23 protein-coding genes and 1 pseudogene are annotated in these 23,101 nt (G+C 61.7%); 13 read left to right on the forward strand and 11 right to left on the reverse strand.

Annotated elements, in window-relative coordinates:
• Window positions 1–32 precede the first annotated feature (32 nt).
• Both LVY75_22785 and LVY75_22790 read left to right on the forward strand, forming a co-directional pair.
• Window positions 33–725 (forward strand): GntR family transcriptional regulator, encoded by a 693-nt coding sequence (locus tag LVY75_22785; protein ID XAZ21648.1) that lies wholly within the window; start codon window positions 33–35, stop codon window positions 723–725.
• Between the two features lie 7 nt (window positions 726–732).
• Window positions 733–1,425, forward strand: a complete 693-nt coding sequence (locus LVY75_22790; protein XAZ21649.1) for a GntR family transcriptional regulator — start codon at window positions 733–735, stop codon at window positions 1,423–1,425.
• A gap of 280 nt (window positions 1,426–1,705) precedes the next feature.
• On the opposite strand, the gene LVY75_22795 is transcribed toward LVY75_22790, so the two are convergent.
• Window positions 1,706–3,595 (reverse strand): sugar phosphate isomerase/epimerase and 4-hydroxyphenylpyruvate domain-containing protein, encoded by a 1,890-nt coding sequence (locus LVY75_22795; protein ID XAZ21650.1) that lies wholly within the window; start codon window positions 3,593–3,595, stop codon window positions 1,706–1,708.
• Between the two features lie 242 nt (window positions 3,596–3,837).
• Here LVY75_22795 and LVY75_22800 point away from each other — a divergent pair, with 242 nt between their 5' ends.
• The 8 genes from LVY75_22800 to LVY75_22835 all read left to right on the forward strand — a co-directional run bounded on the left by LVY75_22800 (window position 3,838) and on the right by LVY75_22835 (window position 10,405).
• Window positions 3,838–4,668, forward strand: coding sequence for a transporter substrate-binding domain-containing protein (locus tag LVY75_22800; GenBank protein ID XAZ21651.1), 831 nt, complete (start codon window positions 3,838–3,840; stop codon window positions 4,666–4,668).
• Window positions 4,669–4,778: 110 nt separating this feature from the next.
• Window positions 4,779–5,231, forward strand: coding sequence for a type II 3-dehydroquinate dehydratase (aroQ, locus tag LVY75_22805; protein XAZ21652.1), 453 nt, complete (start codon window positions 4,779–4,781; stop codon window positions 5,229–5,231).
• Window positions 5,228–5,896, forward strand: a complete 669-nt coding sequence (locus LVY75_22810) for an amino acid ABC transporter permease (GenBank protein XAZ21653.1) — start codon at window positions 5,228–5,230, stop codon at window positions 5,894–5,896. The genes aroQ and LVY75_22810 overlap by 4 nt, the downstream gene beginning before the upstream one ends.
• Window positions 5,897–5,903: 7 nt before the next feature.
• Window positions 5,904–6,548: an amino acid ABC transporter permease gene (locus LVY75_22815; GenBank protein XAZ21654.1), complete on the forward strand. Its 645-nt coding sequence runs from the start codon at window positions 5,904–5,906 to the stop codon at window positions 6,546–6,548.
• 82 nt (window positions 6,549–6,630) lie between these two features.
• Window positions 6,631–7,359, forward strand: coding sequence for an amino acid ABC transporter ATP-binding protein (locus LVY75_22820; protein XAZ25805.1), 729 nt, complete (start codon window positions 6,631–6,633; stop codon window positions 7,357–7,359).
• 27 nt (window positions 7,360–7,386) lie between these two features.
• Entirely contained in the window at window positions 7,387–8,442 is a 1,056-nt protein-coding gene (locus tag LVY75_22825) for a Gfo/Idh/MocA family oxidoreductase (GenBank protein XAZ21655.1), read from the forward strand.
• Complete coding sequence (locus LVY75_22830; GenBank protein ID XAZ21656.1) at window positions 8,435–9,262, forward strand: shikimate dehydrogenase; 828 nt, start codon at window positions 8,435–8,437, stop codon at window positions 9,260–9,262. Before LVY75_22825 ends, LVY75_22830 begins: the two co-directional genes overlap by 8 nt.
• Window positions 9,263–9,520: 258 nt before the next feature.
• The gene (locus tag LVY75_22835) at window positions 9,521–10,405 is read left to right on the forward strand and encodes a tetratricopeptide repeat protein (protein ID XAZ21657.1); all 885 of its coding nucleotides are present in this window, start codon (window positions 9,521–9,523) and stop codon (window positions 10,403–10,405) included.
• A gap of 345 nt (window positions 10,406–10,750) precedes the next feature.
• Here LVY75_22835 and LVY75_22840 read toward each other — a convergent pair whose 3' ends face one another.
• The 6 genes from LVY75_22840 to LVY75_22865 all read right to left on the reverse strand — a co-directional run bounded on the left by LVY75_22840 (window position 10,751) and on the right by LVY75_22865 (window position 14,107).
• The gene (locus LVY75_22840) at window positions 10,751–11,689 is read right to left on the reverse strand and encodes a hypothetical protein (protein XAZ21658.1); all 939 of its coding nucleotides are present in this window, start codon (window positions 11,687–11,689) and stop codon (window positions 10,751–10,753) included.
• A 154-nt stretch (window positions 11,690–11,843) separates the two neighbouring features.
• Complete coding sequence (locus tag LVY75_22845) at window positions 11,844–12,179, reverse strand: hypothetical protein (protein XAZ21659.1); 336 nt, start codon at window positions 12,177–12,179, stop codon at window positions 11,844–11,846.
• A 154-nt stretch (window positions 12,180–12,333) separates the two neighbouring features.
• Window positions 12,334–13,275, reverse strand: coding sequence for an efflux RND transporter periplasmic adaptor subunit (locus tag LVY75_22850; GenBank protein ID XAZ21660.1), 942 nt, complete (start codon window positions 13,273–13,275; stop codon window positions 12,334–12,336).
• On the reverse strand, window positions 13,272–13,517 hold the full coding sequence (locus LVY75_22855) for a DUF3302 domain-containing protein (protein ID XAZ21661.1): 246 nt from the start codon (window positions 13,515–13,517) through the stop codon (window positions 13,272–13,274). The genes LVY75_22850 and LVY75_22855 overlap by 4 nt, the downstream gene beginning before the upstream one ends.
• 33 nt (window positions 13,518–13,550) lie before the next feature.
• Window positions 13,551–13,817 carry a DUF982 domain-containing protein gene (locus tag LVY75_22860; protein XAZ21662.1) on the reverse strand — a complete coding sequence of 89 codons (267 nt, stop codon included), beginning with the start codon at window positions 13,815–13,817 and terminating at the stop codon, window positions 13,551–13,553.
• A gap of 5 nt (window positions 13,818–13,822) precedes the next feature.
• The gene (locus tag LVY75_22865; protein XAZ21663.1) at window positions 13,823–14,107 is read right to left on the reverse strand and encodes a GlsB/YeaQ/YmgE family stress response membrane protein; all 285 of its coding nucleotides are present in this window, start codon (window positions 14,105–14,107) and stop codon (window positions 13,823–13,825) included.
• A gap of 1,224 nt (window positions 14,108–15,331) precedes the next feature.
• On the opposite strand from LVY75_22865, the pseudogene LVY75_22870 reads away from it, so the two are divergent.
• A pseudogene (locus LVY75_22870) lies at window positions 15,332–17,247 on the forward strand (adenylate/guanylate cyclase domain-containing protein).
• A 130-nt stretch (window positions 17,248–17,377) separates the two neighbouring features.
• Here the strand turns inward: LVY75_22870 and LVY75_22875 are convergent.
• Window positions 17,378–18,784 carry an adenylate/guanylate cyclase domain-containing protein gene (locus LVY75_22875; GenBank protein XAZ21664.1) on the reverse strand — a complete coding sequence of 469 codons (1,407 nt, stop codon included), beginning with the start codon at window positions 18,782–18,784 and terminating at the stop codon, window positions 17,378–17,380.
• A 239-nt stretch (window positions 18,785–19,023) separates the two neighbouring features.
• Here LVY75_22875 and LVY75_22880 point away from each other — a divergent pair, with 239 nt between their 5' ends.
• Window positions 19,024–19,530 (forward strand): hypothetical protein, encoded by a 507-nt coding sequence (locus tag LVY75_22880; protein ID XAZ21665.1) that lies wholly within the window; start codon window positions 19,024–19,026, stop codon window positions 19,528–19,530.
• 40 nt (window positions 19,531–19,570) lie between these two features.
• Here the strand turns inward: LVY75_22880 and LVY75_22885 are convergent, their stop codons facing one another.
• From LVY75_22885 to LVY75_22895, 3 genes are all read right to left on the reverse strand, one after another.
• Window positions 19,571–20,017, reverse strand: coding sequence for a DUF4952 domain-containing protein (locus tag LVY75_22885; GenBank protein XAZ21666.1), 447 nt, complete (start codon window positions 20,015–20,017; stop codon window positions 19,571–19,573).
• A gap of 76 nt (window positions 20,018–20,093) precedes the next feature.
• Window positions 20,094–20,612 (reverse strand): cytochrome P460 family protein, encoded by a 519-nt coding sequence (locus tag LVY75_22890; protein XAZ21667.1) that lies wholly within the window; start codon window positions 20,610–20,612, stop codon window positions 20,094–20,096.
• 158 nt (window positions 20,613–20,770) lie between these two features.
• Entirely contained in the window at window positions 20,771–21,445 is a 675-nt protein-coding gene (locus LVY75_22895) for a VIT1/CCC1 transporter family protein (protein XAZ21668.1), read from the reverse strand.
• Window positions 21,446–21,698: 253 nt separating this feature from the next.
• Between LVY75_22895 and LVY75_22900 the strand changes: the two genes are divergently transcribed.
• Window positions 21,699–23,024 carry a DUF2254 domain-containing protein gene (locus LVY75_22900; protein XAZ21669.1) on the forward strand — a complete coding sequence of 442 codons (1,326 nt, stop codon included), beginning with the start codon at window positions 21,699–21,701 and terminating at the stop codon, window positions 23,022–23,024.
• Window positions 23,025–23,101 lie beyond the last annotated feature (77 nt).

Raw genomic sequence — 23,101 nt, forward strand, 5'->3', positions numbered from 1 at the left:
ATAGGAGGAAATGCAAAATCTCGGAGACAAGCATGCGGCAGGAAGATATCGAGGAAACCGTCGCCGAGAGTGGCTACCGGCAGATTCGCGCCGACATCATCTTCGGCCGGCTTGCGCCGGGACAGAAGCTGAAGCTTGAAAATCTCAAGAGCGCCTATGGCACCAGCGTCAGCACGCTGCGCGAAATCCTGAACCGGCTGACCTCGGAAGGGCTCGTTGTTGCCGAAGGGCAGCGCGGCTTCGAGGTGGCGGGCGTTTCCGTCGCCGATCTCAGGGAGATCGCCGCACTCCGGCTGCTGCTCGAGGAACATGCGCTGGAACAATCCTTCGAACAGGGGGATGTGGAATGGGAGGCGCAGCTGGTGTCAGCCCATTACAAGCTGGCGTGCATGGAAAAGGTCATGGCGACGGGCGATACCAGCCAGGCCGAGGACTGGAAGCGCTATGACTGGGAGTTTCACCAGGCGCTGATTGCCGCCTGCGGCTCGCGCCTGCTGATGGAAACGCATTCGGCCGTCTTCGACAAATACCTGCGCTATCAGATGGTGGCGCTTTCCTATCGCGGCAACGTGGCGGAAGAGGAGCACCGGCAGCTGCTGGAGACGGCCCTCAAGCGCGACAGCAAGACCGCCAAGGAGATCCTGCAGCGCCATATCCAGGCCGGCGTCGAACATGCGCTCGGCCGGGGGCTGCTGTCGGCCCTGCCCGCGCAGGCCAGGGGATGACGGCCTGATGCGCAGCGAAAAACCCGTGCCGAAAATGGCAAGCGAAGCCTCCGAGACGATCAGCGATGTCGTCTTCCGGCAGGTCCGGCAGGATATCATCTCCGGCGCGCTGGCGCCGGGCACCAGGATCAAGCTCGAGCAGGCGCGCGAACATTATTCGATCAGCGTCTCGTCGCTGCGCGAAATCCTGAGCCGCCTTGCGATGGAAAACCTCGTGCTTGCCGAGGGTCAGCGCGGATTCGAGGTGAGCCCGGCCTCGATCAAGGAGCTGGAGGAGCTTGCCGATCTCAGGACAGTGCTCGAAACCCACGCGATCGGCCTTTCCTTTGCCGCCGGCAACCTCGAATGGGAAGGCCGCATCGTCGCCGCCCATCACAAGCTTGCGGCCGCCGAGCGGAAGCTGCTGGCGGGGGATGCCTCGAGGACCGTCGACTGGGTGCGTTATGACTGGGAGTTTCATCAGGCGATCGTTTCCGCCTGCAATTCGGCGACGCTGATGGCGACGCTGTCTTCGGTCTTCGACAGGTTTCTGAGATATCACATGCTGGCGCAGAGTTTTCGCGGACAGGCCGTGGTGGATGATCACAAGCTGCTGTTCGAGCTGGCGCTGAAGCGGGATGTCGAGGGTGCCAGGGCGGTTATTCGGCGGCATGTGCAGAGTGGTGTGGCGCATGTGCTGAAGAGTGGGCGGATTGGGTGAGCGGCTCGCGGTTGCGGGATTGTCGGTGCTAATGGCGGCCAGCTCAGCGGCCGGAGCCCCCTCACCCTAACCCTCTCCCCGCTGGGGCGAGGGAACGTGCCATGCGATGCCTCGAAGAACCCGCGACGTCACGGCTTCCCCCTTCGCCCCATCGGGGAGAAGGTGCCCGAAGGGCGGATGAGGGGGCCATTGACGCAAATGGCCAGAATAAAGAAATCGCTCCACAAAAGGCGGTGCCAATCTGCGACGACCTCACCTCATTACTTACCGCGACGCACCCTCACCCCGCATCCCTCGGAACCCCCTCCGGCCGCATCTGCTTCTTCAGCGCTGCAATCCTGAAAATCGCGTTCGGCGCCCCATAGCCGCGATAGCTCCGCCGCTCCACCACCTCGAAGAAGAATCCCTCCCCGTAAGTCCCGCTATAGAGCTGGAAATACTCGCCCTCCCCATCCCGGTCATAGAGAATGTTCTCCGCCTTCAGCCGCTCGGTCAGCTCCGGCTCGAGCCCGAAGCGGGCTTCCACATCGTCGTAATAATTGGGCGAGATCGGCAGCGGCTTGAAGCCTTTCGCGCGCAGGCGCTCGGCAGTGGCGAAGATATCGTCCGTGGAAAAGGCCAGATGCTGGATGCCGGAGCCGAATTTCTCGGCGATGAAATGGCCGGCGAGCGTGCGGCGGTTTTCGGCGCCGTTCATGGTGATGCGAAGCGTGCCCGCCTCATTCTCGATCACCTGGCTGCGCACCACCCCTGATGGGTCGATGATGTCGACGACAGGAGTTTTGCGGGTTTCGAAGATCGACGTGTAGAAGAGCAGCCAGGTCAGCATCTCGTCATAGGAGACGGTCTGAGCGATATGATCGACCTGCCTGAGGCCGGCATCGTCCTGCCCGCCCTCACCCGCCACCGGCTCGAAATCGATCTCCGAGAAGCGTCCGAGCGGGCTTTTCTCGTCGATGAGATAGATCAGCCCGCCGCCGACACCGCGGATCGCAGGAAGCTGCAATTCGCCTTCCACGACGGCCTGGGTGAAAGGCTCGGCATCGAGCGCCAGCGCCCGCGCATAGGCTTGCGCCGCATCCTCGACGACGAGCGCCACCGCATAGGCGAATGTGCCGTGCACGGCATAGGCGGCATTGGCAAAACCCTCGGGATCGACATTGATGAGGATGCGGATATTGCCCTGCTGGAAGAGCGTCACCTTCTTGGAGCGATGCACCGCCGCCTTGCGGAAGCCGAGCGCTTCGAGAATGCCGACAAGCTCCACCGCCTCCTCGTCATCGGTGGCGAATTCGATGAAGCCGACGCCCTTGACGGTGGCGCGCGCGGGCATGTCGATGCCGACTGATGTCTCTACCTTGCGGCGGATCTGATCGGCCAGATAGATCAGCGAGCGGTGGCCATCGGCGGCGATCGCCCGTGTCGAGCCGCCGCGGAACTGGTCGTTGAAGATCTCCAGCGAGAAGAAACCGTCATAGCCTGTCGAGGCCACGGCCTCGGTAAACTCGGTGACGGGAAGATCGCCCTCGCCCGGCATGTTGCGGAAGTGCCGCGACCAGTAGAGCAGGTCCATGTCGATCAGCGGCGCATCGGCAAGCTGGACGATGAAGATCTTCTCTTTCGGGATCGAGCGGATGGAATTGATGTCGATCTTGCGCGACAGCGAGTGGAAACTGTCGAGGATCAGCCCGACATTCTCATGATCGGCGCGGCGCACGATCTCCCAGGCATCGCGATGGTCGTTGACGAAGCGGCCCCAGGCAAGCGCCTCGTATCCCACTTTCAGCCCGCGCTTTGCCGCCCGCTCCCCGAGTTCTCGAAAATCGGCCGCCGCCCGGTCGATGCCGCCAAGCGCCGCCTGCGAGACATTGGAGCAGACGAGCACCATGTCCGTGCCGAGCTCCTGCATGATGTCGAACTTGCGCTCGGCCCGGTCGAAGGTGCGGCTGCGCAAACTCTCCGGCATGCCCTCGAAATCGCGGAAGGGCTGGAAAAGCGTGATCGTGAGGCCGAGATCGCGCGCCATGCGGCCGACATCGGCAGGGCTGCCGTCGAAGGCCAGGAAGTCGTTTTCGAAAATCTCCACGCCGTCGAAGCCGGCGCGCGCGATCGCTTCGAGTTTTTCCGGCAATTCGCCTGACAGCGTCACCGTCGCAATCGAGGTCTTCATACCAAGCATCCTCCTCGTTCGGGCCACGATGGACAAAGCCATCGACCCTCCTGAGGGCATTATGGCGAATGTCGTGAGGATTTCAATTCAATTGATCAAATCAAAAGTCTCATATGATTTTCAAAAACTATGTTGATTTATGAGCGCGCCTCTGGCAAACATGATGCGAACAGTCGGGAGAGGATGACTGTGAGGCCGCCCATGACATCGTCTGGCGGCCGCCAAAAAGGAGGAGGATTCCAATGCTGAAGTCGTTGTTGACGCGGCGTGGCGCCATGCTGGGTGCCGCCGCTCTCGTGGCCGCCATAGGTCTTGCAAACCCGGCCGCTGCCGTCACCCCCGATGAAATCAAGGCCCGCGGCAAGCTGATCGTCGGCATCCAGGGCGACAACCCGCCATGGGGTTTCGTCACCAGCGCCGGCAAGCAGGATGGCTTTGATGCCGATATGGCTGCAGCCTATGCCAAGGAACTCGGCGTCGAAGTCGAGTTCGTGCCGCTCGAAGTCAACAACCGCATTCCGGCGCTGACATCGGGCCGCGTCGACGTGCTCTTCGCCACCATGGCCATGCTGCCGGATCGCGCCAAGGCGGTGCAGTTCAGCCAGCCTTACAATGCCAATGCCATCGTCCTCATCGGCCCCAAGAACAAGTCGATCAAGACCAATGACGATATGGCGAACCTGACCATTTCCGTCGCCAAGGGTGCCGCACAGGACACGCAGGTCACCAAGAATGCGCCGCCGACCGCCACCATCCGCCGCTTCGACGGCGATGCGGCGAGCGTCCAGGCGCTTGTTTCCGGCCAGGTCGATGCGCTCGGCGGCAACATCTTCTACATGGACCGCGTGGAAAAGGCCCGCCCCGGCGAATTCGAAAACAAGCTGGAATTCCAGAAGCTCTATAACGGCGCCTGCACCCGTCTGGGCGAAAAGGAACTCAACGCCTCGATCAATGCCTTCATCGACAAGATCAAGGCCAATGGCGAGCTGAAGGTGATCTACGACAAGTGGATGAAGGTGCCGGTTCCGGAATTCCCGAAGAGCCTCGAAGGCATTTCGTTCACGGCCGGCTGAGCCACAGCTTCCTGCAATCCGAACACCAGGGCGGGCATTTCGATGCCCGTCCACGCCACCCCTATGCCCAAGACCAAGCAACCAGCTTTGCCCCGTTCGAGGTGCGCGACATGACCAGAACCATCTTCGTCCTCAACGGACCGAACCTCAACCTGCTCGGCGAGCGCGAGCCAGCCATCTACGGCTCCACCACCCTTGCCGATATCAGGGAGAAATGCCTGGCGAAGGCGAAAAGCCTCGGTTTCGAGATCGATTTCCGCCAGACCAATTTCGAGGGTGAGCTGGTGGAAAGCGTGCATCAGGCCCGCAAGGAGGCCTGCGGCATCATCATCAATCCCGCCGCCTATACCTTCACCTCGGTGGCACTTCTCGATGCGCTCAAAACCTTCGATGCGCCGAAGATCGAGCTGCATATTTCCAATGTCCATGCCCGCGAGGAGATCTACCATAAATCCCTGATCTCGCGTGTCGCCACCGCCATCATGATCGGCTTCGGCGCCCGCGGCTATGAGCTCGCCATCGAGGCGATGGCCGGAATGGTGGGAGCGGCGAAAGCAGCATGAACTATCAACTGGATTTCACGCCCGTCATCGATGGCCTGCCGAGCCTGCTTCTCGGCTGTCTCGGCACGTTCCTGCTGGCGCTCTGCGGCATGGTGCTTGCCGTCATCATCGGCATCGGCGGCGTGGCGCTGCGGGATTCGCACATCAAGGCGCTGCGCTGGCTGGTGATCGGCTTTGTCGAGCTCATCCGCAACACGCCCTTCCTGGTGCAGATCTTCTTTCTCTTCTTCGCCCTGCCGCTGATCGGCATCAGGCTCGCCCCGACGCCGACGGCAATCATCGCGCTCGGCATCAATGGCGGCGCCTATGCGATCGAGATCATCAGGGGCGGCGTGCAATCCATTCCCAAGGGGCAGATGGAGGCGGGCCTGGCGCTCGGCCTGCACAAGGTGCAGGTGTTCCGGCTGATCATCCTGAAGCCGGCGCTGAGGGCGATCTACCCGTCGCTGACCAGCCAGTTCGTGCTGCTCACCCTGTCCACCAGCATCTGCTCGGCGATCTCCGCCTACGAGCTGACCTCGGTGGCGCAGCGCATCGAATCCGACAGTTTCCGCAGCTTCGAGGTCTATTTCACCATCACCGTGTTCTACCTCGTGATTTCCTGGCTGATGATGCGCCTCTTCGCGCTCTTCTCGGCCCGTTATTTCACCTATCCGGTCAAGTGAGGGCACCATGGGCAGCGAAGAATTCATCTTCCTTCTGATCGGCCTGAAATGGACCGTTCTTCTCTCCGCCGTCGGCTTCGTCTGCGGCTGCCTCGCCGGCCTTGCCGTGGCGCTCGCCCGCACCTCGGGCATGCCGTGGCTCGAGCGGCTGACTTCGGCCTATATCGCCGTCTTCCAGGGCACGCCGCTGTTGATGCAGCTCTTCGTCACCTATTACGGGCTCGCCCTCATCGGCTTCAAGCTCGATGCCTGGGAGGCGGTGGCGATCGGCCTCACGCTCCATGCCAGCGCCTATCTCGGCGAGATCTGGCGCGGCGCGATCGAGGCCGTGCCGCGCGGCCAGACGGAGGCGGCCAAGGCGCTGAGCCTCAAATATGTCTCGCGCATGAAGGATATCATCCTGCCGCAGGCGCTGCGCATTTCGCTTCCGGCCACGATCGGCTTCCTGGTGCAGCTCATCAAGGGCACGTCGCTTGCCTCGATCGTCGGCTTCACGGAGCTGACGCGGGCCGGCAACATCATCTCCAACCAGATCTTCGAGCCGCTCACCGTCTTCGGCATCGTCGGCATCCTCTATTTCCTGATGTGCTGCCCGCTGACCATCCTCGGCGCCCGCCTGGAGCGGCGCTTCAACGCGGCCCACGCGCGCTGATGCTGCGCCCTCACGAATTGGACCAGAGACCATGACATCAGCTCCCGCTCCATCTCCCAATCAGGTCACGATTGGCGAAACCATGATCACCATGAGCCATGTGGAGAAATGGTACGGCGCCTTCCAGGCCCTGCACGATATCAATATCGATGTGCACAAGGGCGAGCGCATCGTGCTCTGCGGCCCCTCGGGAAGCGGAAAATCGACGCTGATCCGCTGCATCAACCATCTCGAGACCTACGAGAAGGGCGAGATCCGCGTCGGCGGCATCCTGCTCGGCAACCAGGCCAAGGCGATCGACGCGATCAGGCGCGAGGTCGGCATGGTCTTCCAGCAGTTCAACCTCTTCCCGCACCTGACCGTGCTGCAGAACTGCATGCTGGCGCCGATGCGCGCACTCGGCGTCGCCAGGGCCGAAGCCGAAGAGCGGGCGCGGACCCTGCTTGCCCGCGTCAAAATCTCCGAACAGGCGGAGAAATATCCGGTGCAGCTGTCGGGCGGCCAGCAGCAGCGCGTGGCGATCGCGCGCGCGCTCTGCATGCGCCCCAAGGTGATGCTCTTCGACGAGCCGACCTCAGCACTCGACCCCGAGATGGTCAAGGAAGTGCTGGATACGATGATCAGCCTTGCCGAGGAAGGCATGACGATGATCTGCGTGACCCATGAAATGGGCTTTGCCCGCCAGGTCGCCAACCGGGTGATCTTCATGGCAAGCGGCGCGATCGTGGAAGAGGCGCCTCCGGCCGAATTCTTCACCAATCCGCGCCACGAGCGCACCCGCAAATTCCTCGGCGAAATCCTGCGCAACTAGCTCTGCGCGAAGACCGGGAGAAGCTCCATGTCAAAACGCCCCCTTGCTATCGCCGTCATGGGCGCCGGGCTGATCGGCAAGCGCCATATCGAAGGCGTGCTGGCCGAGCCGCGCACCACCCTTGCCGCCATCATCGACCCCTCGCCCGCCGCGCGTGACGAAGCCCGCGCAAACGGCCTGCCCTGGTTTGCAAGCCTTGCCGAGGCGCTCGCTGAAAACCGCCCCGATGGCGTCATTGTCGCAACCCCCAACCAGCTGCATGTGGCAAATGCCGACGATGTGGTGGCAGCCGGCATCCCCGTCCTCATCGAAAAGCCTGTTGCCGACGATGCGGCGGCTGCAGCCGGCCTTGTCGGCCGCGCGGAAGAAGCCGGCGTGCCAATCCTCGTCGGCCACCACCGCCGCCACAACCCGATCATCCGGGAAGCCAAGCGCCTGATGGAAAGCGGCCGGCTCGGCCGCATCCGCTCCATCAACGGCAGCTTCTGGGTCGCCAAGCCCGATGACTATTTCGAGGTCAAATGGCGCCGCGAACCCGGCGCCGGCCCGATCTTCATCAACCTCATCCACGATGTCGATCTCTTCCGCCATCTCATCGGCGAAGTCGAAAGCGTGCATGCGATGGAAAGCAATGCCGCGCGCGGCCATGCGGTCGAGGATACCGCAACCGTGCTCCTGCGTTTTACAAACGGCGCGCTCGCCACACTGAGCGCCACCGACGCCGTGCCCTCGCCCTGGAGCTGGGAGCGGAGCTCGGGCGAAAACCCCGGCTTCCCCAGGGAAAACCAGTCCTGCTACCAGATCGGCGGCACTGAGGGCGCGCTCACGATCCCCGATCTCACCCTCTGGAGCAATGAAGGCCGCCCCGACTGGCGCGAGAAGCTGACGCAAGAGCGCCTGCCCGTCACCCCGGCCGACCCGCTCACCCTGCAGCTCCGGCATTTCTGCGATGTCATCGAAGGTACGGCCACCCCCCTCGTCAGCGGCCGGGAAGGCCTCGCCACGCTCGAGGTCATCGAGGCGATCAAGGCCTCCGCCAACACCGGAAGGACTATATTCCTAAAAGGCAAATCCCATGATTAGCGGCACCACACGGCTGATCGCCCATCTCGGCTATCCGACGGAAAGCTTCAAGGCGCCGCTGATCTACAATCCCTATTTCGAGGAACAGGGCATCGACGCCGTCGTCGTGCCCATGGGCTGCCGGCCGGAAGACTACCCCGCCTTCCTGAAACTCGTCTTCCGCCTCTCCAACATCCACGGCGCCCTCATCACCATGCCGCACAAGATCCCGACCATGGATCTGCTCGACGAAATCTCCACCAACGCCCGCGTCGCCGGCTCCTGCAACGCCATCAAGCTCGGCCCCGACGGAAAACTGATCGGCGACATGTTCGACGGCGAAGGTTTCGTGCGGGGCCTCAAGCGCAAGGGCCAGACGATATCAGGCGCCAAAGCCCTCCTCATCGGCGCCGGCGGCGTCGGCTCGGCCATCGCCGCCTCCCTCGCCTCCGCCCAAATCGGCCACCTCGCCCTCCACGACGACAACAAGGCGGCGCTGGAAGGCTTGAAGACCCGCCTCAACACCTGGTATCCCGCAACAAGGGTCACGACAGGCTCCAGCGACCCCCAAGGATTCGACATCGTCATCAACGCCACACCGCTCGGCATGCGCAAGGATGATCCGCTGCCGCTGGATGTGAGCAGGCTCTCGGCCGGGACTTTCGTGGGTGAAGTGGTGATGAAGGAGGAGATTACGCCGTTTCTGGCGGCGGCGCGGGAGCGAGGATGCCGGTATCAGGTGGGGACGGATATGCTGTTTGAGCAGATACCGGCCTATCTGGAGTTTTTTGGGTTTGCGACGACGACCGCGGAGCATTTGCGGCGGGTGGCGCGGTTGTGAGGGGAGACGCGCAGCAAATCTGTCGCGCGTTAGACGGGTACAGACTTGCAAGCCGCTTGGAGGTCTTGATGCCTCCAACATCTGCGAATCGGTGCACGTTGCTTCAACAGATCGTTCCGCGTTCAAATCACAGAGGTGAGCCTAGTGAGGTGCGGACTCACCCCAATTGGGTAGCAGACGGGATATCGCATATCTGACATCGTTAAAGTTGCAGAGGACGAAAGATAACGTCTTTGCACGATGTGAGAGGGCGCAACGATGGAAACGGAAAATTTAGAGATACTTTCATCAAAAGTTGATGATCTATCGAAACGACTAGATAATCTAGATCAATCTCTGCAGAAAAACGAACAAACTTGGTATAAACACGTACCGACCTTTATTTCGATTGCGGCATTATTGTTTTCATTCGGAACAACTTATGTTTCATACAAACACACAACAGAGCAAGATATTCAGAATCTAAGGACAGAGTTAAGAGGAATGCTCCAGCGCCTTGTGGCATTACCTAAGGAAAATCTGGAGGCCTTTAAGAAATACAAGGACGATCCACTGGCTTTTGGACTAGTGTCTGGCTTCATTGCTCAGGAAAACAATCTGCTATCAAAGCAGGCTGAAGATACAATAAGCAGATTGCCCGCATATCGCATTTCGCCTACCGACTATTTTGCGGTAGCAACAGCTTTAACAAATTCTCGTTATTACGACCTTGCGATGAAATTGCTTGCGAAGGCGTTGGAAGCCGCAAACGGCTTGGATGACGAAGTCGGTTCGTTGCGAAATCTGGCTAATTTGATGTTCCTGACTGGAAGAGTCGGCGACGGAAGGGCCACGTATCAAAAAGCTCTCGACATTTTCGCCAAGTACAAAGGCTTCGATAACTTCACCGAAGCATCGACTAATGCGCTGACTGAGATCAATTGGGCCATGTCAGAAGCGAGCACAAACTCCTTTGATATAGCCCGTCAACACCTCGAACGTGCGGATCAAATCGCGTTGACCCTTCCACTTGGTGCCGGTTCTGAATTGCTAAAATCTCAGGTTTCGCAAGCGAGGAATCAAATCTTTTCAGGAGCGAGTTTACCGACAGTGGTAACAGTGCCCGCGATGGCACTTACACCTACTCAAGGTTCCAAACCGTAGCCCGTCAACAGATTAACGAAGACGCTTGTAGCGGAGCTTTTGACGCAGCACGTGGTCACGTCCGTAAATTCGCTCCATACTCTCCACCTAGCACGCATACGTCGCCTTATGTCTATCTTTGCAGAGCGGCAAGGGCACCATCTGCATCGCTTTCGGTCGCTTGGGATAGGAAATGCAGAATGCTTGGCGAGGAGCAGATCTTCCGCACTCGCCACAGTGCCGTCGTCGGTAAATGTGATGGGGTGGTGACACGCTCTAGGTGAAAATTAGCAAAGAAAAACCCCGCCGAAGCGGGGTTTCTGTCATTGTGCGGCGTAAGCCTCTGTCGAGGCGGCCTTTCGACGATTATTTCGAAGCGACTGCTCCGTTCGGCTTTTTGTCTCCGCCGGACGCAGCACGTTCAGCTTCGACTGCTGCTTCAAGATCGAGTCCATCGACTGCTGATCCTGCTTCTTGCTGCTGTTCTTCTGCTGTTTCGTCATCGGTGTCACCTTCGTTGGTTGCGGCGCCAATAGTCTCAAGCTTCCGAAGAGTCAAATTCCTTTGCGGGTGCCTCGCTAAATCGCCAAGCTCCTTCACAAGATTCATCTCAGCATCTTCGGCCATTCTTACCCTATTGAATAGCGATTGAGCCTCTAACGAATCGATAACAAAGGCGTGACTTGAATACGTTTGCGAGAGCAGATCCAACGCGTCCGGCCTCATGTTGTTCCACTTGAGGTTCAGCCGTTTTCCGTAGTCTTCCCCGATACGCATCGCTCTTGATCGCGAGCCGACTTCTTCGGGATCGATCCGAGCAAAAACTGGACCATACAAAGCGCCCACGATTTCCGTTGCGGCATGCGAGGCAGTCTGGAATGAAACAACACCGCCGCTTGAGCTGATTATCTCAAGCGTAGAACTGATAAAAGTATCGCGAGCGCGGGTTTCAAGGGCGGAGAACGCCTCACTGATGTTCAGGCCGGATTCCATTCCTGCCAACTGGTCTGTTTTGGTCAATTGTATGTCCAGCGGACCAAGCTCGCCGTACGGCGCGAAAATCACGTCGTGCGCTCCAATCGCAAACAACGTACCAGCACTCTTACAAAGACCAGAGATCAAAACTGAAAATCGGTCATACCTATGCTGTAGATAGCGAGCCATTTTATATGCGGCGTCTGGGTCGCCCCCGCCTGTCACCATCACCACCATACATTCGTCGGACTTCTTTGTTTCCGCGACCATGTTGATGAACCGCAAATCGGCGCGGCGGCTGATTTCGCCGTTGTACAGAAAAACGTCCATTGCCCCCTCAGAAGCGCATTATGCGCTTTGACCTTAGCTTGCCCGATAAAAGTTGGAATCTCAAGCTTGCCTCACGCTGACGTCCGATTTCGGCCTCACCTGAACCATCACCCATTATCAACGGATGGGTGTCAGACCCTCTCCTCACCCTCGCCTACAACTTGCACCCCTTCGAAAGCGCCGCACTCTCCATCGCCGAAACCTTGCCCTTCGACACCGCGACCTCGCCTTCCTTGTCCCCGCCGGCCACACTCCCGATCGGCACACCCACCAGAAACACCCCGAAAGCATCGCCATTGGCCGCCGAGATCTGCTGCTTCGACAGGTCGTCGAGCTTCTTCTTTTCCGTCGTGTGGAGCTGGGCGATCTGCGGGCAGCCGAGATTGGTATAGGCCTGCATCGGGATGTCGGCCTGGACGATGGCGTCAGGTCTTTTCGCGCAAGCGGCGAGTGTCGCGGCAAGAGCCACGGCGAGAATGAGTTTTTTCATTAGATAACCCCAGTTAGCGGCCGATTTCTAGCATTGCCGCCCGCCTGGCGCGAGTAACTGACAGGAACAACCACAGGAGAATTATCGGGTGCCGCCGGCGGCTTTTCGGCCGCCGGCCCTGCCGTTCAGGTGCACCCGCCCCTCGGAGAGGCCCTCAAAGTGGATTGATGTAATTCATGATCGCCACCTGCCGCAGCACCACGCGGCGGATGATGTGGGTCGCCTTCACATGGTCGGTGAAGATTGCCGCCGTGCCGGTGGCGCCGGCCGGCAGGCTGGCGGCGAAGGCCTGGTCGTCGAGGCGCACGCGCACGACGAGCGGCGCGGTCAGGATCGCCGATGGGGCGATGGCGCTGCCGGATGTCTGGGTCTGGCCGCTGGCGACGGCCTGGATGACCGTTTCCACCTTGCCGGTGAAGATGCGGCCGGGCGCGAACTTGAAGGTGATTTCCACGGCCTGGCCCGGCTCGATATAGCGCGCGTTGATCTGGGCGATCTCCACCCCGATAAGCGTATCCGACGTATCGATGAAGGCCATGACGGGCGCAAGCGGCAGGCTGGAGACGCGCGCTCCCGAGCGCAGCGCCAGATTGGTGACATAGCCATCGGCCGGCGCGCGCACCACCGTCTTGTCGAGATCCCATTGGGCGCCGGCGATTTCGGCGGTCAGCTGCTCCACCTCCGCCTGCCGCTGCTCGACATCATAGGCGCGCCCCGCGCCCGTCGTCTGCAGCCGCGTGGTTTCTTCCAGCCGCTGCCGGTTGAGGCCGAGCTGCGCCTTCAGTGCATCGAGCTTGGCCTGATAGGGCTGCGGATCGATCCTGAACAGGGTGTCGCCGGCCTTCAGGGCCACGTTCGCCTTGACCGGCACATCGGTCACCTCACCCGCGACATTGGGCACGATCGCCACCGAATTGCGCACCACGAGCGCATTGCCCTGCGGCGCGCCCCAGCCCATGGGAATGAACAGGCCGACGAGCAGAAACAGGAAGACGAGGATGGGCGAGATCTTCCAGAACAGGTTGAAGCTGATGATATTCAGCTTCACCAGCAGGAAGAGGATCACGAGATAGGTGTTGAGCAGGACGACGATCATGGCGCCCGCTCCGGCGCCGCCTTGCGGGGAATATCGACATAGGCCCAGATGAGAACGAGCGGCCAGAGCGCAAAGCCGAGAAAGAGCGTCACCCAGCCGCCGACGGTGACCGCCTCCTTCCAGGGATGGTCGCGGCGCCTGGCGATCATGCCGGGAAGCATCGCCAGAAAGACGACGACGAAGACCGTGCTGGCGATCAGCACGATCAGCACGATCCAGGCGAAGATATCGATGCCACTCATCCCTCACTCCGTTGACGATACCAGACGGCATTTTTACCAGGACAAACCGGCTTCCCGGACAGCGTCCTCGAAAGCGATCCTCGCCAGGTAGCTGGGCGACCAGCTTTTCAAGACATCGCCGCAAGTGGCGACGGCATGGCGATAGGCCGCTTCGCGCACCGGCCACCTGTCTGCCAGGCGGGCCAGCGCCTGCCTTGCCGAACTCACGAACTCGAAGCCGTCGTGCTCGGCACTGCGAACGAGCACGCATACGTTCCACGGACCGGGACTGAGATCATCGCCTCCACCATCCTTGGCCATGGCGCTCACCAGTCGTTCGGCGGGCGCGGCTTGCGCAGGCGCACGCGCATCCACCGCACCGGCGCCAGCAGCAGGCACGCCCCGACGAAACCGAGCGCCAGGAATTCCACCCAGCCGCCATAATGAAAGCCGAGCCCCTCGAACATCGCATTGAGCAGGACGGCGCCGGCAACGCCCGCCACGACATCGACAATCAGATGGGCATGCGCATGCATGAACTTGTTTGCCATCCACCCGGCCATGCCGCCGATCAGGATAGCGCTACCCCAGTCGACCGGTCCTTCGTTCATCGGTCTTCTCCATCGGCGTTCGCCCGGACGATAGCGCGGTCGCATGCCGTGGGAAGTACGTAACGGTAAATGCGGGGCCTCATTTACGTTGCGATCGAGCATTGCGGACATCCGGCGGGCGCCGGCGGCACGGTCGTTACGGGCCGTAATCGGCGGGCAGAAGGCGCCGGCTCGCAGCCAGAAGAGCCGCTTCATCTACCCCCTGCAACGGAATGATGAGGGGCGGCCGGCGGGCATGCGCGGGCCAGTTTCGGCCTAACCCTTTTGGATGAATTGCGAATCGTCCGAACCTCGACGAAAGTAGCTAGGCGGCGGTAGTAGGATTACTTGGACCGAAACCGATGCGGGGGGCTTGCCGAGTATCGAGTGGAAGCCCTTCAATTGTTGATGCCTGCGCCGTGCAGAGCGCGGGCGAATGATCAATGGCCGCTTCCGCCTGAAGCGGCCATTATCGTATCGGCAGGCCTTGAGCCATGCTCCGGCCCGTCCGCCGCCTGTATCGCGCAGCCATCCAGCATCGCAAGTGAGGGTCATGATCGGAGGCGCGCGGCCGCCGGGCGGGACCGTGGTATCGCGAGAAAATGAGACAGGGAAAGGCTGAAATCTGCTGTGAATTTGAAGCCAGTTATAGGGCCCGCCACGCCATACGTTCGCGAGCCTCTATACCTGCTCAGTCCGCCAAAAACGCGTTTAGCGCGCGAAACAACCATGAATAAAGGCCGAAGTCGCGTGAAAAGTGTGTGACACGGCCGACCGGGCAATATCCCATTCGGCACGCGCCATTTTTCGCTGATCCCCGCGCGCCGTCATCCGATCGCCGCCCTGCGCCCGCCGCGCGATACCGCCTGCAGCGCCTCCCCGTGACGGCTGTTCTTCTCCGCATCCTGTACCGCCGCGACCGCGAAGGACCGGAAGAGGAAGCCCTCGGGCGCGCCGGGTAACTGAGGTCGCGCGCGCCCTTCTTGCTCTTGCTGGACGATCGCCGGAGGGATCGCCTGATGGCATGAAGGCGAGGCGTCAGCGCCAGCCCGCACCCCGATCGGGTGCAACCAAGAGGAGTACTCCTATCGGTGCCTTGTGTAACCCGTCAAAAAGCGGTTAGCTGCGGCAGTTGGGTACGCTCATTCCGCATGGTCGAGTGCGCCCGCATGTCGAGGCCCGGCATGTGGCGGCCCCGCATTTCGAGTCCTCGCATTTTGAGGCCCGCATTTTGAGGGAAGTTCCGTGGGCTGGTCCAAACCCTTAAGGCTGCATCTCGGCGTCCTGGTCGTCGCATCGCTGCTCTGCACGTCGATGCCGATCATCTGGCTGGCCTTCAGCCGCGGAAGCGAGGCCGCCGTCAGCGCCGGCGTGCAGCAGATGCGCGGCATGAGCCTGCGGCTGATCGAGGGATACCGCAATACGCTGGAGGGCGGCATGGAAGCGGCGGCGCTCGCCTCCACCCTGCCCCAGCTCGCCTCCCCGCCGCCTCAGGATATCAAGGCAAAGCAGGACTTCTTTCTGGAGGTTCTGCGCAACGTCCCCAATGCGACCAGCGTCTATACCGGCTATCCTGACGGCTCCTACCTGCAGGTCATCAATACCGAAAGGCAGGATACCCGCCGCACGCTTGCAGCCCCCGACGGGACGGCTTTCGCGATCCGCACCATCGCCGGGCGGCAAAGCGCCGACGTCGTCTCGACGCTGCAGTTTCTCGATGGCGAGACAAGGCCTATCGGCGAGCGGAAGGTGGACTACGCCTCCTTCGATCCGCGCCAGCGCCCCTGGTATCAATCCGTCGTCCAGGATGGCATGCCGGTCTCCGTCGGGCCCTATGTTGCGGGAACACTGGGTGTCCCGACGCTGACGATCGCAGCGCCCATGCGCGGCGATGCCAAGGTGGTGGTCGGCATCAACATCCACCTGGAGACCATCAGCCGGCTGCTGGACGCGCGCGGGATCTCGCCGCGCGCGCGCGCGCCTATATCATCGATGCCGGCGATGATCTCATCGCCCATTCCAACCCCGATATCATGAGCAGGATCATCGCCATCTGGTCGCGAACGGCAGGCACGCTCGACGCCACGGCCAACGGCTTCGAGACGAGCATCGAGACCGTGGCGAGGCTGAGGCGCGATCCGGCCTTTGCCAATGGCGGCCTGGCACGCATCGAGCTCGACGGCGAAAGCCATCTCGTGCAGATCGCCCCCGTCAGCGTCTCCGGCCTGTTCAAGGGCAGCACGGCGGTGATCATCGTGCCGATGGAGGATCTGGTGGCCGAGGCCAACCGGCTGCTCCTGCACAATCTGCTGATCGCCGCGGGCTTGGTGCTTGCTGGTGTCGCAGCTTCGGTGCTGTTGTCGCGCATGGTCAGCCGCTCCCTCTATCGGCTGGCCGACGAGGCCCGCAGGATCGGTGATCTCGATGTCGGCGAGAAAGCCGTCTCGCACTCCTTGATTACCGAGATCAACACGCTGGCGACAGCCCTTGCCGCCAGCCGCCACGCCATCAGCCAGTTTGCCCTCTATGTGCCGCGCGAGGTGGTCCGGCGCATCGTAAGCCCCGGCGGCCGGGCCGTCGTCAAGGCCACGCGCCAGGATGTGACCGTGCTCTTCACCGATATCAGGGATTTCACCGCCATATCGGAGCAGCACTCGCCCGAAGACGTGGTCGATACGCTGTCGGCCTATTTCGAGCTTCTGAACACCATCGCCGAGCGCCATGGCGGCACGGTGGTGCAATATCTCGGCGACTCCATCTTCGTCATGTGGAATGCGCCTGTCGAAGATCCCGCGCATGCCGAACACGGCTGCCGCTGCGCGCTCGCCATGCGGGCGGCGATCGATGGCCTGAACGACGAGAACGCCAGAAACGGCCGCCCCGAACTCATCACCCGCTTCGGCCTCCACACCGGCCCCGCCGTCGTCGGCAGCTTCGGCGCCGCCTCGCGCCAGCAATACACGGCCATGGGCGACACGATCAACGTCGCCTCGCGCCTGGAAGGCCTGAACAAGGAATTCGGCACCTCGATCCTGGTGAGCGCAGCGATCCACGACGCGGTCGGAAGCCGGTTCGGCTTTCGCCCGCTGGGGCTGGTGCAGGTGAAGGGCCGCGCTGAGAAGGTGGATCTGTGGGAGCTTGTTGGGGAGAGCGGCGGCTAGTGCTGTATTGTGGGCGAGCAATTGGCTGAGACAACCGTAGCTCCGACACGCACTGGGCGCTCGGCATCGTCGATCTCTGGCGCGGAGCGGGCCTTTAAGCCGCCACATCGAAGACGCCGACGGCCGATCCTCACGACAGCGCGAATATCCTCACCTCGCGCGCGATGCCCTGCAGCTCCTCCATGCGGGAGGCAGAGGTGATGCCGCTGTCGCGCAGCATTTCCGAGACCTGCTCGTTGCCGACCACCGCCTCCGTCGTCAGGATCACCTGCGGTTCGGCAAGGCCCTGCACGCGCGAGGCGATGTTGACGGTCTGGCCGAAATAGTCCTGCCGGTCGTTCATGCTGACGGCAAGGCATGGTCCCTCGTGGATGCCGATCTTCAGGAGCAGGTCCTCGCTGCCGCGCTCGGCATTCAGCCGCATCATTGCCTCGCGCATCCTGAGCGCTGCCGCCACCGCGCGGTCCGGGCTCGGGAATGTCGCCATCACGGCATCGCCGATGGTCTTGACCACCGCCCCGGCTTCCGTGGCGACGATCTCGTGCAGGACCCGGAAATGCGTGCGCACCAGGTCGAAAGCGGCGAGATCGCCGACGCGCTCGTAAAGCGCCGTCGAGCCACGCAAGTCGGTGAAAAGGAAGGTCAGGCTGGTGATCTTCAGGCGCTGGTCCACATCGAGCGTGTCGGTGCGATAGATGTCGCGAAAACTCTGGTTGGTCAGCAGGCGCTTGGCCGTCAGGAAGGGCCGCCTGCGGCCGAGAATGTCGTGCATCTCGTCTGCCGCGATGCAGACATTCGGCAGCACGCGGCGATCGGTGTGATTTTCCAGCGTCAGGCGCAGCACGCCGGGATGCATGACGAGCGTATCCTGCTGTGCATGGCCGTGGCTGAGGACCATCGAGAGGTTCTGGCGTTCGCTGGTCGGCTCGCCCTTCACATCGATGAACTGCGCCGAATGCGTCACCGCATCGAAGATGATGATGAATTCCGCCGGCAGCTGCAGCGAGACGAAGGCCTTCTCGCCGGGATCGAGCTCGATCATTTCAAGCAAGATGCGTGCAAACCTTTCCTCGAGATCGTCAGGCAGGTCGACGCCGGAGGAGAAGAAGATCTGCCGGTAATATTCGAAGGGCGGCAACCGGTCCGGGTCGTGGCCGGCAATCCGGCGCACGCGCGGGCTGACGGTGAAGGTGACCTCGACCATCTCGTCGAGCGTCGGCTCGTATCCGGCCGCACACAGCGCGCAATGATAGGCCTCCCGGTCGACGGCTTTCAGGGTGGCGCCGGTATCGAGCACGCCGCCGCATCCCGGGCAGAGTACATTCCAGGTCATCTCGAAGGCGCCGATGCGGGCTGCGTGCAGAAAGGCCGCGATCGACCTCTCTTCATCGAGATCGTGTGCCTTGGCGAAGGCCAGCGCATTCATGCGGTTGAGGTCGCGATCGGCGCCGTGCCGGACGATATTCTCGATGCACTCGACCGCCTGCGGATCGGCCGCCTGTCTCAGGGCCGAAAAGAGAACGTCCACTTCGCTCATCGCACAGGTCTCCGTGCACGCAACGCCACGGCTGATGATGCCGTATCAGGCTGAAATTATATCACGGAACGTGCTGATAGAAATCGGTATGGCAGGATGCCGCGCAACACCCGATCGAATGCCGGATTTTTTCGAAACCATGTGCCGTCCGGCTCTGGAAATCCGCGACATCAGGCTGTCGCCCGTCACAATCTCCCGCTAGAAGGTCAGGCCCGGATCGGGCAAGGGAGACAAGAAAGTTGCAGCAGCGAAAGTCACTGAAGATTGCACCCGCCCTGACGGCCGTCGCATCCCTGTGGTGCACATCCCCTCTGCAGGCGCAGGACTCGGCTGGCGGCCTGGCGTGGTCCAGTGATCCGGCCAGCCATTGCGAATTCGTCTCCCCCGTGTCCCTGACTGCAGGTCCGACATACTGGACCGGCGCATGCCCTGATAACAAGGCTTCAGGACCCGGGATGCTGCGCCGCCGCGATGGCGATCGCGCCGGGCCTGCCTTTTATGGGGATATGCAGGCCGGCCTGCCCGTCATCGGCGTGATCGACGACGAAGGCTACCGCGTCGGCAAGTTTAGGGGTGGCGATATCGGGGGCGATGCGGAACTGGACCCTCAGGTCAGGCTCGACGCGTTCCGCGCAGCCGCAAAGGCCGCCCGTGACGTTGCCGGCCTCTACGCCAGACAGGGCAACGCCGCCTCGTCCCGCCACTATGAAAGCGTGGCGAAACAGCTGGACGAGCAGATCGAATGAAGGCCCGGCGGCTCGGCTCTGCGGATTGAGATCCGCCTCGTCACATATCCTCGGTAAACGTCTCGACCGTGATCTCGAAGACGACGATCTGCGGCCACCCGCTGCGGCTGGACACCATGGTTTCCTCCGAAACCATGGAGATCAGGAAGTCGCGGCCGATTGAATCACGATACTGGCTGGCGGGAGAATCCCACAGGCAGCAGGAGCGCTTGAGCCGGTTCAAACCCACGGCCTTGATGAGATAGGCCTCGGTTGCAGCCGCAAACCGGCCGGAGACGCGGTATGTCGCCTCAAGCGGTTTGCCCTGCCGATCCGGGGCATAGTTGCAGCCAGCGAATTCGACATGAGCAGGCTTCCTCCTGATCTGCGCCAGGAAATCGCCGCAACCCTGCGCCGTCACCGGCGCGGGTGCGGACGCTGCCATCAGCGGTGGCGCAGCCATATTGCCGAGCGACCATATGGCAAGAAGACAAGCGGCAAACTTCATGACCAGCCCCGTCCGGACACCCGATGCCGGCATCGAGCCTTATAGCGGATAATCGGCTCGGGGACAGATATGCCGGTCAGGATGCGTAGCGGCTGAACACGAAGTCGCGGTCCTTGACGACCGAGTGACAGGTAAAACATGCTTCGGGCATTGCTTTTGCGGAGGGCTTGCCGTCGTCAAACTCGACATATCCCCAGCCGCCTGTCGAAGCATATTTCTTCGCGTCCTTGACCATGAACTGAACGCCGTTCTTGGGCAACCCGGCAACGAATGACTGGGCGGCGCCAAAGGCTGCCTCGCTCTCTTCCAGCGGGTGATAATCCCAAGCCAGGCGCCCGATGATGGTGCCGTCGGGATAGGTGGTGGCCCCCTCCCGGAAGGCTTTGATCGCGATATCATTGCCGAGGATGGCCCTGATATCGTTGAGCTTGCCTTCCTCATGCGCCACGGTGATCAGCGGCCAGTCGCGGTAGCCGGCAGGCAGCTCCGACAGGGCCGGCGCACGTCCCTCATCGGCCCCGGATGCGGCGGCATTGTAACCGACGAGGCCGGTAACCAGACCAACGGCCAGTGACACCACGATAATCTGCTTCATTGAATGCTCTCCTGCGATCAAATGCGGAGCAACATTCGCAGATATTGCCGCCGGCGAAATCATACCTTGATATGGTAGAACAGTCCCGCTGCAAGTCTAAGGGCCCGCGGACAGGCGTGAGTGCCGCGCCAGTTCCGCCGGTGAAGCGGCGCGTTTCCTCAGCCGCCCAGGGCGACCGCGATTGCAACCAGGAACAATCCGAGGCAGGTCATGGTGATGCCAGCATAAAACGGACGGCCGCCCGAAAACCGTGCCCACGCATAGCCGGTCACGAACAGCAGTGCGATCAGAAGGAAGTTGCTCGCTCTCAGGGCGCGGTTGGCATCGTCGATCAGAAAGAACGGGACGACCGCAGGAAGGGCGGTGGCCGAGACCAGGATAAAGATCGCAATTGCGGCCGACAGATCGTCTCTCGTCAGCGGCACCTTCACCGGATCGGCACGGGTTGTGAGCGCCAGCAGCGACCGATAGAGCGCTTCCGCGTCGGCAGGCTTTGCGGAGAGCGGCGTGCCTTCGATCGGAAACTCCTTCGCGAGTACCGCGAGTGCGGCGCCTTCGTCCCTCGCCGTCTTGACCTGCCGGAACAGGCGCAGACGTCTGCTTCTGAAAAACGTCGTTCCGAGCGTGAACAGGATGGCGTCTATAATTCCCCAGGCGAGATTGCATCCGATCGTCGCAACGACGAGGTCGCGCACGACCAGTCCTTCCTCACGCAGGACGAGCCTCGAACCGATCGTCCAGGTCAGCGCCATGATCAGCCCGAAAAGCACCTCGCCGAGCGCATCGCCGGGATCGAGATTTTCGAAGATGGAAAAGATCCCCGTCGGCTTCATGGAATGGCTCCGGGCAGGTCGCAGCCCGGGAACTATGATCGAAGTGGCGGATCTCTTCATTGCGTTGAATCAAGACCGACACAACGAGCGCCTGGCAAGTGGAGGTTCGGCATTGCGTCGGGAGCCGGCGACCGCGCGTCCTGCGCGCGTGTCCTACAGTAATATACGTAGCTGTTGAGCCGGTTCGTGCATAATTGCAGGGTCGATCTCGCCGGCTATATCCGGCGACGGCCGGGCACTGAGGGGGCCGAACATGGGCTGGAACCGGCTGTATAGCCTGAAGAGCTACATCAAGTCGTCGCTGTGGCTGGTGCCGTTCATCGCCCTGCTCCTCTATATCCTGGCAATTCGCAGCGCCTCCCTGCTGGAGCCGTGGCTCGTCTCGATCGAAGCATGGCCATGGGGCATGGAAGGCACCCAGAGGCTGCTCGAAACGATCGTCACGATGACGCTCACCTTCGTGGTCTTCACCTTCGGCTCGCTGCTGGTGGCGATCCAGATCGCAGGCGGCCAACTGACGCCGAGGATCATCGCGACGACCCTGCTGAGCGATAACGCCATCCGCTTCACCGTCGGGCTTTTCACATTCACCCTGCTCTTTGCGACCGGCGCGCTGGTGCGGCTGGAAGCAGCCGTCCCGCAGGCCATCGTCCAGATCGCCGGCCTTCTCGGTTTTCTGTCCATCGCCGCCTTCCTCTATCTGATCGACTATGCAGCACGGCTGCTGCGGCCGGTGAGCATTATCCTGCGCGTGAGCGAGCAAGGCCGCGCGGTGATCGAGGATGTCTACCCTGCCATGGCGAAGGCCGCGGCCGACACCACCCCCACTTACCTGCGCCCCGGCATCGAGCCGGACAAAATCATCCTCTACCGGGGGCGGCCCGCCATCATCGTCGCCATCAACAAGAAAGCCCTGCTGGCACAGGCCGAGAAAACACGCTCCGTCATCGAGCTGGTTCCGCGCATCGGCGATTTCGTCGCCTCCGGCGAGCCCCTCTTCCGGCTCTATGGCATCCTGTCGCCGGACGAAGACAAGCTGAAATCGTTGATTGCCTTCGGGCCGGAGCGGACCCTCGAACAGGACGCGACATTCGCCTTCCGCATCGTCGTCGACATCGCGATCAAGGCGCTTTCGAAAGCGATCAACGATCCGACGACGGCCGTGCTCGCGATCGATCAGCTGCAACGCCTGCTCTGCTTCGCCGGCAAACGCGACCTCGGCAAGGAGGAGATCTTCAACCCGGCCGGCGAATTGCGGGTCATCTGCAGGACCCCGGACTGGGAGGATTTCGTGAAGCTCACCTTCAGCGAGATCAGGCTTTACGGCGCCGAGAACTTTCAGATCGCCCGCCGCCTGCGTGCCGTGCTGGAATATGGGCTGCAGGTCCTGCCCGAATTCCGCCGGCCTGCTCTCGAAACGGAGATGGCTCTGCTCGATCGGCGGCTCGCCCAGATCTACGACTTTCCGGAGGATCTGGAACTTGCCAAAATGCCGGACACGCAGGGCCTCGGCGGTTCGAAATCCCTTCCCCCGAAAGCGCAGCCCGCAACCGGCTCCGTCACCCCTTTTCGTCAATAGCGATCGACGCTGTTGCGACTGTGCCGATCCGGACGGCGGGTTCGGGATTTCCGCCGGTCCGGCCTTCCCTCGGGTTT

This window comes from Sinorhizobium sp. B11 (assembly GCA_039725955.1).
In the GTDB taxonomy this organism is placed as follows: Bacteria; Pseudomonadota; Alphaproteobacteria; order Rhizobiales; family Rhizobiaceae; genus Rhizobium.